This is a genomic window from Burkholderia sp. Ap-955 (genome assembly GCF_011753045.1).
GTDB classification, from domain to species: domain Bacteria; phylum Pseudomonadota; class Gammaproteobacteria; order Burkholderiales; family Burkholderiaceae; genus Burkholderia; species Burkholderia lata_D.
Window position 1 is genome coordinate 1 of sequence record NZ_VWWH01000027.1, and the last position, 13,594, is coordinate 13,594.

The window sequence follows — 13,594 nt, forward strand, 5'->3', positions numbered from 1 at the left end:
GGATGCGCCGCGCGGCGGCGGCGCGGCGCCCGCGCCGGCGGGCGGGGTGGACGTGATCGGACTGGACACGGCAAGCCTCCTGAACGGGCACGGCGGCACGGGGCCGCCGGTTGGGTCACGCGGTCACTTCTTGTAGATCCGCTTGCGGGTCTGTTCGAGTTGCGCGAGCACCGTATCGAGCTGCGCGGGATTCGCGAGGAACTGCTGCATGCCCTTCATCCCCTCGTCGGCCATTTCCTTCGTCATGTCGCGGTCGTAGAACTGCGCGACGCCGCCCTTCGTGTCGGCAAGGATCCGGAAGCCGATGCGCGAGATCGGATCGGCCGGTTCCGGCGACTTGCTGTTGGCCGACAGCGAGCCGAGCCCCTCCGCGAGCTTCGCGCCCATCTCGGGCGTTTCGACGAACGCGAGGAACGTGTGCGCGTCGGCCTTGTTCTTCGCCTTCGTCGGGATGTGCAGCGATTCGACCGGGCCGTCCTCGGCGGTCGGCACCTTCGGGTCGATGATCGGGAAGCGGTAGTAGCCCATTTCCTGCTTCACGTTCGGCGGAAAGCCCGCCGCGATGAAGGTGCCCATCAGCATCATCGCGGCCTTGCCCTGGAACAGGAACGGCTGCGCGCCGTCGAGATCGTAGGACAGCGCGTTGTCGATGAAGTAGCCCGCATCGATCAGCGATTTCCACGTCGTGTAGACCTTCTTCACGCGCGGGTCGGTGTACGGCACGTCGCCGGCCATCAGCTGCTGGTGGAACACGTTGCCGTTCAGGCGCAGGTCGAGATAGTCGAACCAGCCGGCGAGGGTCCACGCATCGCGGCCGCCGATCGCGATCGGCGTGATGCCGGCCGCTTTCAGCTTCTTGCACGCGTCGAGAAACTGGTCCCACGTCTTCGGCTCGTCGGCGATGCCGACCTTGTGGAACAGGTCCTTGCGGTAGAACAGCCCCCACGAGTAGTAGACGGTCGGCGCGGCGTATTGCTTGCCGTTGTACGACGATGCGTCGCGCGTCGATGCGTACATCGTGCCCCAGCCGTTCTTCGTCCAGTCGCCGCTCAGGTCCTCGAACAGCCCGCGCTTCGCGTAGTACGCCATCCGTTCGCCGGCGTGCCAGTTCACGACGTCCGGTGCGACGGTCGTGAGCCATGCGGGGAGCTGCACCTTGTACGCTTCCTCGTCGACGAAGGTCGGCTTCACGTCGATGTCGGGATGGGCCTTGTGGAACGCTTCGATCGTCGACTGCCAGACCGCGCGCTGGCTGGCGCCCTTGAACGCGATGTTGATGGTCAGCGTGCCGGCATCGGCGGGCGCCGTCATGCCGAGCGATGCCAATGCGACAGCGGCGGCCGTGGCGAGCCGGGCGGCGGTGCGAAGGGGGCGATGGGTCATACGTGTCTCCAGTCCTGGGTGTCGTTGTGCGTGACCGGCGCGTCGTGGCGCCGGTGGCGGTTGCTACGAACGGCTTCGATACACGGCCACGTCTTGCGGCCCGACTTGCGCCGTGCCGAGCACGAACGCGGACGGCGGCACCGTGTCGATCGTGTGCGGCGCGTCGCCATAGTTGAAAACGTAGGTCAGGCCGCCGCGCCGGCTCACGCGTACGCCGTCGCCGAGCGGCGCGGGCGCGAGGCCGGCCTCGGCCGCGACGTCGGCGAGCAGCCGGGCGGTGGTCGCGTCGTCGAACAGCGCGGCCCAGTAGTGCAGCGTGCCGTGTGACACGCAGGCCGGGTGACCGTCGGCGAAGCGTGCACGCACGACGTTGCGTGCGTCGTCGCCGTTCAGCTCGACGAGGTCGCGCCAGTGACGCGCATCGCCGGTGAACGCCGCGCCGTCGCGCAGCGTGCCGTCGATCCGCTCGGTCGCGTTCGGCCGCAGCGATTCGACGCGCCACACGCGTATCGGCAGGATCGACGCGAGCGGGCCGGGCGGCAGCGCCGGCGGAATCTGCAGGTCGGCGGTCTTCGAGCCGGTGCGCGGCCCGAACACCGCGTGCGCGCCCGATGCGGCGAGCCGCGACGCGAAATCGTCCGGCACGATCGGCAGCGGCGGCACGACGACGAGCCGGTAGCCGTCGAGCGGCGCATGCGCGGAAACGATGTCGACGTCGAGGCCGAGCGAGCGCAACGCCGAGTAGTACTCGAACGCGAAGCGCGGGTAGTGGAAATCGGCGCCCTGCGGCTGCACTTCGAACAGCCACTTCGCCTCGTAGTCGAACACCAGCGCAACGGGGGCGCGTACCGCGCCGTTCGCGTCGGCATCGGCGTCGAGCACGGCGGCGATCTCCTGTGCGACGCGCTGCGCTTCGCGGCCGCCTTCGTCGAGCCGGTTGTCGGGTGTGTTCAGGCCCGCATGCATCTGTTCCTGCGCGAACGGCGCTTGCCGCCAGCGGAAGTAGGACACGCAGCCGGCGCCGTGCGCGAACGCTTCCCAGCTCCACAGCCGCACCATGCCCGGCAGCGGCGCGGGGTTCCAGTGCGCCCAGTTCACAGGCCCGGGCTGCTGCTCCATCACCCAGAACGGCAGCTTCGACATGCCGCGATAGAGGTCGTGATTGAACGACGCGAAGTCGGGATGGCCGGTGCGCAGCCAGCGCGCTTTCACGTCGGGTGCGAACCATTGCTCCTCGAGTGCGCCGAGCGGATAGCTGTCCCAGGTCGCGATGTCGAGGTCGCGCGCGACTTCGTAGTGATCGAACTCGGTGAACAGCTGCATGAAGTTGTGCGCAACCGGGCGGCCCGGCGAATGCGCGCGGATCACGTCGACCTGCATCCGGTGATAGCGCGCGAGCTCGTCGGACGCGAAGCGCCGGTAGTCGAGGCGATGCGACGGATGGGCTTCGGTCACGGTGCCGACGGGCGCGTCGACTTCGTCGAAATGGCGATACTCCATGCTCCAGAACACGGTGCCCCACGCGCGGTTCAGCGCGTCGATCGTGCCGTAGCGCGCCTTCAGCCACGCCCGGAAGCGCACGAGCGCGGCCGGCGAGTAGCTGACGACGGTCTGGTGGCACCCGAGCTCGTTGTCGGTCTGCCAGTAGCGCACGGCCGGGTGGCGGCCGTAGCGTTCGGCGACCGCGGTGCAGATCTGGCGCGATGCTTCGAGATAGGTCGGCGACGAGAAATCGTAGTGGCGGCGCGAGCCGAACTTGCGCGGCTGGCCGTCCGCGCCGATCGCGAGGATGTCGGGATGGAGGTCGACCAGCCATTTCGGCGGCGTGGCGGTGGGCGTGCACATCACGATTTCGAGGCCGGCCGCGCCGAGCACGTCGACCGCGCGGTCGAGCCAGCCCCAGTCGTATTCGCCGGGCGACGGCTCCATGCGGCTCCACGCGAATTCGGCGATCCGCACCTGCTCAATGCCGAGCGCTTTCATCCGGCGGGCGTCATCCGCCCACATCGATTCCGGCCAGTGTTCCGGGTAGTAGCAGACTCCGAGGCGCATGCCGATCCTTTAAGCGTAGTGATGGACGGGGATATCGGCGCGCGTGGGTACCGCGCGGCCGTCTTCGGTGAACAGGTGGCAGGCCGCGGCCGGCGCGTGCACGTGCACGCGTTCGCCGGTGCGCACCTGCGCGTCGCCGGGCACCTTCGCGATCAGCGGCGCGCCGCCGGGCGGGTCGAGGTGCACGTAGGTCTGCTCGCCGAGGCGTTCGACGAGCACGACGTCGCGCGCGAGCGTCGTCGCGTCGAGCGCGGCGCCGAGCGTCAGGTGTTCGGGGCGGATGCCGAGCGTCACGGCGGCGCCGGCGTTCAGCGCCGAGCCGTCGCGCGGCAGCGTGAAGGTTTCGCCGGACGGCACGAGCGTGACGCTCGTGCGCTGCGCGTCGCACGCGGTCACGGCGGCCGGCAGGAAATTCATCCGCGGCGAGCCGATGAAGCCCGCGACGAAGCGGCTGGCAGGGTGGTGATAGAGGTCGAGCGGCGCGCCGACCTGCGCGATGCTGCCGTGTTGCGCGGTGTCGGCGCCAGCGTGCAACAGCACGATCTTGTCGGCGAGCGTCATCGCCTCGGTCTGGTCGTGCGTCACATAGACGACGCTCGCGCGCTCGAACTGCCGGTGCAGTTTCGCGATCTCGACGCGGGTCTGGCCGCGCAGCGCCGCGTCGAGATTCGACAGCGGTTCGTCGAACAGGAACACGCCGGGCTCGCGCACGATCGCGCGGCCGATCGCGACGCGCTGCCGTTGCCCGCCCGACAGCGCCTTCGGCTTGCGATCGAGCAGCGTGTCGAGCTGCAGGATGCGCGCGGCGTCGCGCACCTTCCGGTCGATCTCGGCCTTCGGCACGCGGGCGAGCTTCAGCCCGAACGCCATGTTCTCGTAGACCGTCATGTGCGGAAACAGCGCGTAGCTCTGGAACACCATCGCGACGCCGCGTTCGGCGGCCGGCACGTCGTCGACACGGCGGCCGTCGATCGACAGCTCGCCCGCGCTCAGATCCTCGAGCCCGGCGATCATCCGCAGCAACGTCGACTTGCCGCATCCGGACGGCCCGAGGAACACGCAGAACTCGTGCGCGCCGATCTCCAGATCGACGTCGCGAATGACCGGCGCGTGATCGCCATAGGCTTTCTGCACGCGCCGCATCGAGATGCTCGCCATTGTCTCCGCTCCATGTTCTAATGCGCTTAAATCGTTGATTAAGCGCTTAATCATCGCGATCAAAAAAAGAGGCGATGCGATCGCGGCCGAGTCGCGCCCGTCGGTCGGGCGGCAGGGTGTGGGGCGATAGTGCGCCGCTTCGGTGAGCGAAGCAAATACTGGATAGACGTCTCATATAGTGAGCAAGCGATGGCAACCCTGGATGAAGTGGCGCGCCGCGCCGGCGTGACGGCCGCGACCGTGTCGAACGTGCTGCGCGACCGCGGCCGGGTGGGCGAGGCGACACGTGCGCGGGTGCTGGAGGCCGTGGCGGCGCTCGGGTATCGGCCGCATCTCGCCGCGCGGGCGCTGGCGGAAGGGCGCGCGCCGACGGTCGCGCTGATGGTGTCGAGCATCGCGAACCCGTTCTATCCGGAGTTCGCGCTGGCGGTCGAGCGTGCGGTGCGGCGCAACGGGCAGTTCCTGATCGTCTGCAATACGAACGAAGATCCGTTGCAAGGGCGTGCGTATCTCGACCAGATTGCTGGCACGATCTCCGAAGGGATTCTCGTGACCAATGCGAACCTGCATCTGCCGGATCTGCTCGACGTGGCGGCGCGCGGCGTGCCGGTCGTGCTGTGTCTGTGGGAGCGGCCGGAGGCGCCGCCCGACGGGTTGCCGTGCGTGGCAATCGATTTCCGCGAGGCGGGGCGGATCGCGACGCGGCATCTGCTCGAATTGGGCCATGAGCACATCGGCGTGATCGTCGGCGGGTCGGCGAGCGGCGTGCAGGCGGCGCGCTACGACGGCTTCGTCGACGTGATGCGCGAAGCGGGGCTCGATGCGTCGATCGTCGCGGCCGAGCCTGATTCGATCGAAGGCGGCGTGCGCGCGGCGGGGTGGTTGCTCGATGCGCATCCGCGGTTGACCGCGCTGGTCGCGACCAACGACCTGCCGGCGATCGGCGCGATGCATGCGGCGGCCGATCGCGGCCGGCGTGTGCCCGATGACCTGTCGATCGTCGGGATCACCGACATTCATCTGGCCAGCGACACGCGGCCCACGCTGACGACCGTTGCGATCCCGACCGCCGAGGCCGCCGGGCTCGCGGTCGAACTGCTCAATGCGCTGCGCGAGGCGGGTGGTCACAGCGACGCGGCATCGCGCGTGCGGACCGCGTCGCTGCCGAGGCTGGTGGTGAGGGGTACGACTGGTCGTGTGGCGGGCGGGGGCGCGACGCCGTCGGTTTGATGCGTGGCGGCGGCGAGTAGGTTGAGGTCGCTGTCGTGATCGTTGCGACCCGGCATCGGGTGGCGCCCGCCTTAGCAAACGGCAAACGGCAAGCGGCAAACGGCAAGCGGCAAGCGGCAAGCGGCAAGCGGCAAGCGGCAAGCGGCAAGCGGCAAGCGGCAATCGACAAACGCACCGCCGTCCTCACCCGCCTTCGACGAGCTGCATCACGATGCTTCTGGCCGATTCCAGATGCGCGACCGTCATCGACCGAGCCGCACGCGCATTGCGTTCGCGGCAGGCCTGCAGGATCTCCTCGTGCTCGACCTGGAACGACGGCGTATCGGCGAGCAGCGTGGCCTGCAGGCGCTCGTACCGTTCGACCTGGCTACGCAGCTCCGCGATCGTCTTCAACTGCCGAGCGTTGCCGCAGCATGAATACAGCAGCGCGTGGAATTCGCGGTTCAGTTCGCCCTGCCGGCGCGGGACGGCCGCATCGCCAAGTAAACGATGGACGAGCTCGGCGCGCGCGAGCGTCTCGTCGTCGAGCCGCTTCACGCTCCGGTAGATCGCGTCGCCTTCGAGCAGCGCGCGCAGATCGTAGATTTCCTGCACGTCCGATGCACTCAGCATGCGCACGACGGCGCCGCGATTCCTGAAGATGTCCAGCAAGCCTTCGCGCTCCAGGCGCTGGATTGCCTCGCGCATTGGAATCCGGCTGATGCCGAACCGGTCGGCCAGGTCGCGCTCGACGAGCCGCTCGCCGGCTTCGAACTCGCCGTTGATGATCATGTCCCGCAACGAGGCGGCGACCGCGTCCGCCGTGGAATCGAGTTTGGCTTCCATGCCTGCTTGTTCCGTCAATTTGGAATAATGGTATACCAAACGGACATCCGGTGCCAAAATGGTGATCGCAGGCGGGCTTCGTCAAACGACATCCGGCCCGGCCGAAGCAACCCACATCAATGGAGAGCGAGATGGCATCTGGCGAACACAAGTATCGCGTCGCAATAGAGTGGACGGGCAATCGCGGCACCGGCACGTCGGGGTATCGCGAGTACGGGCGGGATCATCTGATCCGCGCCGGTTCCAAGCCGGATATTCCCGGTTCGTCGGACCCGGCGTTTCGCGGCGATGCCGCGCGCTGGAATCCGGAAGACCTGCTGCTGGCGTCGGCATCGGCATGCCACAAGCTCTGGTACCTGCATCTGTGCTCGGAAGCGGGTATTCGCGTGCTTGCCTATGTCGACAACGCGGAAGGCACGATGCTCGACGGTGCCGATGAAGGCCGCTTTACGGAAATCGTGCTGCGCCCGCACGTGACGATCCGGGCCGGCGACGATCGCGAGCGGGCAGCACATCTGCATCATGATGCGCACGCGAAGTGCTATATCGCGAACTCGGTCAACTTCCCGATCCGCTGCGAACCGGTGATCGAGTTCGCCGCCGCGTGACGCCGACACCCGCCTGAGTGAAATCGACGATGAAGCTCTTCTACTACCCCAGCAATGCCAGCATGGCGCCGCACATCGTGCTGGAAGAAATCGGCAAGCCGTTCGAACTCGAATTCGTCGACCGCACGCACGACCAGCACAAGTCGCCGGACTACCTCGCGCTCAATCCGAACGGGCTCATCCCGGTGCTGATCGACGGCGACCTGGTGCTGTACGAAGCCGCCGCCATTTGCCTGCATCTCGCCGATACGCATCCCGAGCAGCGACTTGCCCCTGAACTCGGCACGCCGGAGCGCGCGCAGTTCTATAAATGGCTGATGTGGCTCACCAACACGCTCCAGACGACACTGATCGCGTATTTCTATCCGGAGCGCTGGGTCGATGTGGGCAACGCGGCGGGCGCCGCGCAGGTGAAGGCACACGCGGAGGCGAAAATCGCGGCGCTGCTGGATCAGCTCGACCGCCAGTTGGAGACGAGCGGCGGCCCCTGGCTGCTCGGTGCGCACTACACGGTGCTCGATCCGTATGCGCTGATGCTGTGCCGCTGGACGCGCGGCTTTGCCGAGCCGGCGCGGCAGCGTCCGGTACTCGGCGGCTATCTGCAGCGGGTGCTCGCGCGCCCGGCGATCCAGCGGGCGTTGCAGACCGAAGGGCTCGTGCAGCCTTGGGTGTAACGGAGCGTACGCTCTGGTTGAAGGGGTGACTTCCGACAAATCTCGGAAGACCCTTGTGCGCTGTTTATGCCGGCACCTCGCAACAAACCGCCTATGCGGAAGTGGCTAGTTATGTGCCTCTCAATGGCAAAGTGCTGGTAACCAAAGATTTTGTAGTGAACAACGTACTTGATTTGACCGATCCAACTGCTCGCCAAGCTTTAGGGGTGACGTTGGACCAGATCACTCAGTCGAGTCACGGGGGCGCTGCTTATGACGCGACGCAAGCTATTAGCAATTGGGCGAGAGATCAAGGCTATCAAGCTATCTTGGCGCCATCTGCACAGAACCGAAGTGGGGTCAATTTGATTTCATTTAAATCATTGGGTAAGAATTGACATGGAAGATATTCCGAAAGGATGGGATGGATTTGTAGAGTTCATGAGAACGGAATGGATCGACAACGATGTAACGAGAGAGTTGTCTCGTCTTGTTTCAGATTCAGATCTAGCAGTTGCTATTTGGGGGTGTCTGAAGGAAGAGTCCGTCACATGGCTGGATTACAAGGTGCCGGCGTTAAAGAAAAGAAGGCCAATTGACCTTCTAAAATCCGAAAAAGGAAGAGCCGAGATTCGATGGATATTGATCTCGAACCCATGGTGGCCGGCAATGGGAAAGCGTAACGAGCCTAATTGAACGGATGCGCTCAATTACTATGGACAAAAAATGGGCCAAACATTTTTTGCGGGCGCGCTCAAGGAGCGGGTTGATATGAGAGTTAGGTCGGTGTTGAGGGGCCTGCCGCTCGCGATGCTGGCGCTTTTCGCAGCGTGCGAGACCGTACCACCGGATGCGCCACCGCGCCCCCCGCCAAAGCCGGAAATGGAACCCGTATTGCCCTCTTGGTCGAGCACGATCTGGGTTATGGGCTTCTGGAAATGGAGCGGCACCGAATGGGTTTGGATTCCGGGACACCTTGCACCCAAGCCATAAGATCGAACTAACAACACCACATCTATGACAATCCGTACCCCGGCCGTCCTGCTGTCGGTCGCATGGCTGATACCAATGGCAGTGTCGGCGCAAGAAGCTCCCCGTCTCATCGTTCCGGGCAACGACCAACAAACCCGACAGCAGGAAGAGGCACGAGAGCGTGAACGGGTAGTCTCCGCGCCCGGGGTGCGATCGGAAGTGGTGCGAAGTGCTGAGTATCCAACGCTGCCTTCTGAAACGCCTTGCTTTCGGATCGAGCGTTTCGTACTCGAAGTACCCGATGCGCTGCCTGCTTCCCTGAAATCGCAAGGCGCATCGGCATTGCCGATGGATCGTTTCGCATTCGCGCGTGAATGGCTTGGGCACTACGCGGGCGAGTGCGTTGGCAAACAGGGTCTCGATTTGCTCGTCAAAGGCTTGTCGCAAGCGATCCTGGCGCGCGGTTATGTGACGACGCGCGTGCTGCTGCCCGAACAGGATCTGTCGACTGGCACCCTCAAGTTTTCACTGATCCCTGGCGTAATCCGCCATGTGCATTTTGCCGACGAGAAGCTCCGCGGCACGTGGAAAACCGCCTTCCCGACCCGCGACGGCGAACTGCTGAACCTGCGCGACCTCGAACAAGGCCTCGAACAGATGAAGCGCGTATCGAGCCAGGACGTATCGATGCAGATCGTCCCCGCCAACGTTCCCGGCGAAAGCGACGTGGTGCTCGACGTAAAGCGCACTAAACCCTGGACGGTCGTCGCTTCGATCGACAACTCGGGCACGCGCGCGACGGGCCGCCTTCAGGGCAACTTGTCGCTCGGTATCGACAATCCCCTTGGCCTGAACGATATCTTCAACATTGGCGTGAGCCAGGATCTGGAATTCGGCGACAAGCGACTCGGCTCGCATGGCTGGAACGGCTTCTACTCGATCCCGTGGGGCTATTGGACCGCCACACTATCGGCGTACACCAACACGTACTACCAGCAAATCGCTGGCGTGAATCAGACGTTCATCGCGAGCGGCAATTCAAAGACAGTCGATTTCAAGCTGAACCGCGTGCTGTCGCGTAGCCAGAACGACGTGTTCGGTGCGCAGTTTCGCTTGTCGCGCCGGTTCGGGCAAAGCTTCATCGAGGACACGGAAATTCCGCAGCAGCGCCGCAACAACACGTTCGTCGAGTTCGGCCTGACCGATCGCCATTATTTCGGCAATGCGCAGTTCGACGGGACGCTCGCTTACCGGCAGGGTATCGGCGCGTTCGGCGCACAGGACGACAGCCTCGCGGCAGACGGCGGCCCGACCTACCGTTACAAGATGGCCGTCCTCGATGCGAATCTGTCGGTGCCGTTCGCAATCGCGCAGCAGCCGTTCCGCTACGTGACGACGTTCCACGGACAATACACGGGCAACACGCTGTACTACATCGACGATCTGACGATCGGCAGTCGTTACACCGTCCGTGGATTCGACGGGGAGACGATGCTGGCCGCCTCCCGCGGCTTCTATTGGCGCAACGAACTGCAGGCGCCGATCGGCCAAACCGGGCAGGCGGTATACGTGGGCATCGACTACGGCCGCGTATGGGGCCCGCAGCCCGTCACCCTCGTCGGCACGCAGCTAGCGGGCGCAGTGATAGGCGTGAAGGGCAGTGTCGCGACTCGATTGGGCGCCTACGGTTACGACCTGTTTGCCGGAACGCCGATCTACAAGCCATCCGGGTTTCCTACGGCACGCGTGACGGTTGGCTTTCAGGTCACGGCACAGTTCTGATGACCCCCTACGAACTTCCCAACGGAAGAATTTCGATCGAAAGGGCAAGACGCTTCGCGGGCGTCCGGGAATCCGGCACCGTCGTCACAGCGCGACCCCATACACCTCCCGCGCAGCCGCGCGGATCGCGTCGGCCATCACCGCGACGGCCGGCGAATGCAGCCGGTCGGTGCGCGTGATGATCCCGAAATCGTCCATCCGGCAATCCATCTCCAGCGGCAGCAGCGTGACGATCCCGTGCCGCGCGTAGTAGCGCGCGACGTCCTCGGCCAGCACGGCGATCATGTCGCTCTGTTCGAGCAGTTGCGTGATGAACAGCAGCGCGGACGTCTCGACGAGGTTCGCCGGCGGCGCGAGGCTCGCGCGCTGGAACACGAGTTCGAAGCGGTGGCGCAGCACGCTGCCGGCCGGCGGCACGACCCATTCGGCGCGCTGCACGTCCGCGAGCGACAGCGGCGCCTGCGCGAGCAGCGGATGGCCGGGCCGCACGACGGCGGCGACCGATTCGCCGGTCAGTGGCTCGTAGCGCAGCCGCAGCTTGTCGTGTTCGGCGGAGAGCCGGCCGAGCACGATGTCGATCTTTTCTTGCGCGAGATGTTCGAGCAGCACGTTGCTGGTGTCGATCTCGACCGACACGTGCAGGCCCGCGTGGGTGCCCTTCACCGCGGCAACGGCGGGCGGTACGAGCCGCAGGCCCGGTGACGTGATCGCCCCCACCGCCACATGGCCGAGATGGCCGGCCTTCAGCGCGGCCAGCTCCTCGTGCGCCTGGTCGAGGCTGCCGAGCGCCGCACGCGCGTGGCGGATCAGCGCGTCGCCGTAGAGCGTCGGCCGCATCCCGCGCGGCAGGCGCTCGAACAGCACCGCGCCGATCGATTCCTCGAGTTCGCGCAGCAGCTTCGACGCGGCCGGCTGCGTCATGTTCAGCGCGGCCGCCGCGCGGTGAATGCTGCCTTCGTCGGCGAGCGCGACGACCAGCAGAAGCTGGCGCGTCTTCAGGCGGCCACGGTTTCCCCACGGGCTGGCTTCGGGCATCGTACGGGTTTATATCGATATCGGAATCGATATCGTAATCGCCAAAAACGTCATTAGCCAGTTATCAAAATTCTGCCTAGACTGCGCCGGTATCCCGTCACCACAGGACTGACGATGTCGGCAACGAAACCCAGGCTGCGCTCCACCCAATGGTTCGGCACGAACGACAAGAACGGCTTCATGTACCGGAGCTGGATGAAGAACCAGGGCATCCCCGATCACGAGTTCGACGGCCGGCCGATCATCGGCATCTGCAACACGTGGTCCGAACTGACGCCGTGCAACGCGCACTTCCGCAAGCTCGCCGAGCACGTGAAGCGCGGGATCTCCGAGGCGGGCGGCTTCCCGGTCGAGTTCCCGGTGTTCTCGAACGGCGAATCGAACTTGCGCCCGTCGGCGATGCTCACGCGCAACCTCGCGTCGATGGACGTCGAGGAGGCGATCCGCGGCAACCCGATCGACGCGGTCGTGCTGCTCGCCGGCTGCGACAAGACGACGCCCGCGTTGCTGATGGGCGCGGCGAGCTGCGACGTGCCGGCGATCGTCGTGTCCGGCGGCCCGATGCTGAACGGCAAGCTGGAGGGCAAGAACATCGGCTCCGGCACCGCCGTGTGGCAACTGCACGAAGCGCTGAAGGCCGGCGAGATCGATGTCCATCACTTCCTGTCGGCCGAAGCCGGGATGTCGCGCTCGGCCGGCACCTGCAACACGATGGGCACCGCGTCGACGATGGCGTGCATGGCCGAGGCGCTCGGCGTCGCACTGCCGCACAACGCGGCGATTCCGGCCGTCGATTCGCGCCGCTACGTGCTCGCGCACATGTCCGGCATCCGCATCGTCGAGATGGCGCTCGAAGGGCTCGTGCTGTCGAAGATCCTCACGCGGGCGGCGTTCGAGAACGCAATCCGCGCGAATGCGGCGATCGGCGGCTCGACGAATGCGGTGATTCACCTGAAGGCGATCGCCGGCCGCATCGGCGTGCCGCTCGAGCTGGAAGACTGGATGCGCATCGGCCGCGACACGCCGACGATCGTCGACCTGATGCCGTCGGGGCGCTTCCTGATGGAAGAGTTCTATTACGCGGGCGGGCTGCCGGCGGTGCTGCGCCGGCTCGGCGAAGGCGGGCTGCTGCCGAACCCGGACGCGCTGACGGTGAACGGCAAGTCGCTGTGGGACAACGTACGCGAAGCGCCGAACTATGACGACGAGGTGATCCGCCCGCTCGACCGGCCGCTGATCGCGGACGGCGGCATCCGCATCCTGCGCGGCAATCTCGCGCCGCGCGGCGCGGTGCTGAAGCCGTCGGCGGCGAGCCCCGAGCTGCTCAAGCATCGCGGCCGCGCGGTGGTGTTCGAGAACCTCGACCACTACAAGGCGACGATCAACGACGAGGCGCTCGACATCGATGCGAGCTCGGTGATGGTGCTGAAGAACTGCGGGCCGCGCGGTTATCCGGGGATGGCCGAGGTCGGCAACATGGGGCTGCCGCCGAAGCTGCTGCGCCAGGGCGTGAAGGACATGGTGCGGATTTCCGATGCGCGGATGAGCGGCACCGCGTACGGCACGGTCGTGCTGCACGTCGCGCCGGAAGCCGCCGCCGGCGGGCCGCTCGCGGCCGTGCGCAACGGCGACTGGATCGAGCTCGATTGCGAGGCCGGCACGCTGCATCTCGACATTACGGATGACGAACTGCAGCGCCGCCTGTCGGACGTCGATCCGACCGCGGCGCCGGGCGTGGCCGGCCAGCTCGGCAAGGGCGGCTACGCACGGCTGTACATCGATCACGTGCTGCAGGCCGACGAGGGGTGCGACCTCGACTTCCTGGTCGGCACGCGCGGCGCGGAAGTGCCGAGCCATTCGCATTGAGCGGCTGCGCGGCAGCCGGTTGCGGGCTTT

The 13,594-nt window shown here is 65.8% G+C and carries 13 protein-coding genes; 8 read left to right on the plus strand and 5 right to left on the minus strand.

Annotated elements, in window-relative coordinates:
- Positions 1–123 precede the first annotated feature (123 nt).
- The 3 genes from F3J15_RS16725 to ugpC all read right to left on the minus strand — a co-directional run bounded on the left by F3J15_RS16725 (position 124) and on the right by ugpC (position 4,593).
- Positions 124–1,383, minus strand: coding sequence for an extracellular solute-binding protein (locus tag F3J15_RS16725; RefSeq protein WP_069252782.1), 1,260 nt, complete (start codon positions 1,381–1,383; stop codon positions 124–126).
- Positions 1,384–1,446: 63 nt separating this feature from the next.
- Positions 1,447–3,435, minus strand: coding sequence for a beta-galactosidase (locus tag F3J15_RS16730; RefSeq protein ID WP_166892672.1), 1,989 nt, complete (start codon positions 3,433–3,435; stop codon positions 1,447–1,449).
- Between the two features lie 9 nt (positions 3,436–3,444).
- Positions 3,445–4,593: a sn-glycerol-3-phosphate ABC transporter ATP-binding protein UgpC gene (ugpC, locus tag F3J15_RS16735; protein ID WP_166892675.1), complete on the minus strand. Its 1,149-nt coding sequence runs from the start codon at positions 4,591–4,593 to the stop codon at positions 3,445–3,447.
- A gap of 189 nt (positions 4,594–4,782) precedes the next feature.
- Between ugpC and F3J15_RS16740 the strand changes: the two genes are divergently transcribed.
- The gene (locus tag F3J15_RS16740; protein ID WP_166892678.1) at positions 4,783–5,823 is read left to right on the plus strand and encodes a LacI family DNA-binding transcriptional regulator; all 1,041 of its coding nucleotides are present in this window, start codon (positions 4,783–4,785) and stop codon (positions 5,821–5,823) included.
- 183 nt (positions 5,824–6,006) lie between these two features.
- Here F3J15_RS16740 and F3J15_RS16745 read toward each other — a convergent pair whose 3' ends face one another.
- Entirely contained in the window at positions 6,007–6,648 is a 642-nt protein-coding gene (locus F3J15_RS16745; protein WP_166892681.1) for a GntR family transcriptional regulator, read from the minus strand.
- 131 nt (positions 6,649–6,779) lie between these two features.
- Here F3J15_RS16745 and F3J15_RS16750 point away from each other — a divergent pair, with 131 nt between their 5' ends.
- The 6 genes from F3J15_RS16750 (at position 6,780) to F3J15_RS16775 (ending at position 10,663) form a co-directional block, all read left to right on the plus strand.
- On the plus strand, positions 6,780–7,256 hold the full coding sequence (locus F3J15_RS16750; RefSeq protein WP_166892684.1) for an OsmC family protein: 477 nt from the start codon (positions 6,780–6,782) through the stop codon (positions 7,254–7,256).
- Between the two features lie 29 nt (positions 7,257–7,285).
- On the plus strand, positions 7,286–7,930 hold the full coding sequence (locus tag F3J15_RS16755; RefSeq protein ID WP_166892688.1) for a glutathione S-transferase family protein: 645 nt from the start codon (positions 7,286–7,288) through the stop codon (positions 7,928–7,930).
- Positions 7,931–7,983: 53 nt separating this feature from the next.
- The gene (locus F3J15_RS16760; protein WP_166892692.1) at positions 7,984–8,307 is read left to right on the plus strand and encodes an RES family NAD+ phosphorylase; all 324 of its coding nucleotides are present in this window, start codon (positions 7,984–7,986) and stop codon (positions 8,305–8,307) included.
- 1 nt (position 8,308) lies between these two features.
- Entirely contained in the window at positions 8,309–8,605 is a 297-nt protein-coding gene (locus tag F3J15_RS16765) for an antitoxin Xre/MbcA/ParS toxin-binding domain-containing protein (RefSeq protein ID WP_166892696.1), read from the plus strand.
- A gap of 114 nt (positions 8,606–8,719) precedes the next feature.
- Complete coding sequence (gene bcpO, locus F3J15_RS16770; protein WP_240159183.1) at positions 8,720–8,902, plus strand: CDI system lipoprotein BcpO; 183 nt, start codon at positions 8,720–8,722, stop codon at positions 8,900–8,902.
- A 24-nt stretch (positions 8,903–8,926) separates the two neighbouring features.
- Positions 8,927–10,663: a ShlB/FhaC/HecB family hemolysin secretion/activation protein gene (locus F3J15_RS16775; protein WP_166892699.1), complete on the plus strand. Its 1,737-nt coding sequence runs from the start codon at positions 8,927–8,929 to the stop codon at positions 10,661–10,663.
- Between the two features lie 84 nt (positions 10,664–10,747).
- Here F3J15_RS16775 and F3J15_RS16780 read toward each other — a convergent pair whose 3' ends face one another.
- Positions 10,748–11,698, minus strand: coding sequence for a LysR substrate-binding domain-containing protein (locus F3J15_RS16780; RefSeq protein WP_166892702.1), 951 nt, complete (start codon positions 11,696–11,698; stop codon positions 10,748–10,750).
- 114 nt (positions 11,699–11,812) lie between these two features.
- Between F3J15_RS16780 and F3J15_RS16785 the strand changes: the two genes are divergently transcribed.
- On the plus strand, positions 11,813–13,564 hold the full coding sequence (locus F3J15_RS16785) for an IlvD/Edd family dehydratase (RefSeq protein ID WP_069252773.1): 1,752 nt from the start codon (positions 11,813–11,815) through the stop codon (positions 13,562–13,564).
- Positions 13,565–13,594: the final 30 nt, after the last annotated feature.

Coding starts and splice junctions, on each gene's coding strand:
- F3J15_RS16725 (WP_069252782.1), bottom strand. CDS start 1,383: ATGACCCATCGCCCCCTTCGCACCGCCGCCCGGCTCGCCACGGCCGCC.
- F3J15_RS16730 (WP_166892672.1), bottom strand. CDS start 3,435: ATGCGCCTCGGAGTCTGCTACTACCCGGAACACTGGCCGGAATCGATG.
- ugpC (WP_166892675.1), bottom strand. CDS start 4,593: ATGGCGAGCATCTCGATGCGGCGCGTGCAGAAAGCCTATGGCGATCAC.
- F3J15_RS16740 (WP_166892678.1), top strand. CDS start 4,783: ATGGCAACCCTGGATGAAGTGGCGCGCCGCGCCGGCGTGACGGCCGCG.
- F3J15_RS16745 (WP_166892681.1), bottom strand. CDS start 6,648: ATGGAAGCCAAACTCGATTCCACGGCGGACGCGGTCGCCGCCTCGTTG.
- F3J15_RS16750 (WP_166892684.1), top strand. CDS start 6,780: ATGGCATCTGGCGAACACAAGTATCGCGTCGCAATAGAGTGGACGGGC.
- F3J15_RS16755 (WP_166892688.1), top strand. CDS start 7,286: ATGAAGCTCTTCTACTACCCCAGCAATGCCAGCATGGCGCCGCACATC.
- F3J15_RS16765 (WP_166892696.1), top strand. CDS start 8,309: ATGGAAGATATTCCGAAAGGATGGGATGGATTTGTAGAGTTCATGAGA.
- bcpO (WP_240159183.1), top strand. CDS start 8,720: ATGCTGGCGCTTTTCGCAGCGTGCGAGACCGTACCACCGGATGCGCCA.
- F3J15_RS16775 (WP_166892699.1), top strand. CDS start 8,927: ATGACAATCCGTACCCCGGCCGTCCTGCTGTCGGTCGCATGGCTGATA.
- F3J15_RS16780 (WP_166892702.1), bottom strand. CDS start 11,698: ATGCCCGAAGCCAGCCCGTGGGGAAACCGTGGCCGCCTGAAGACGCGC.
- F3J15_RS16785 (WP_069252773.1), top strand. CDS start 11,813: ATGTCGGCAACGAAACCCAGGCTGCGCTCCACCCAATGGTTCGGCACG.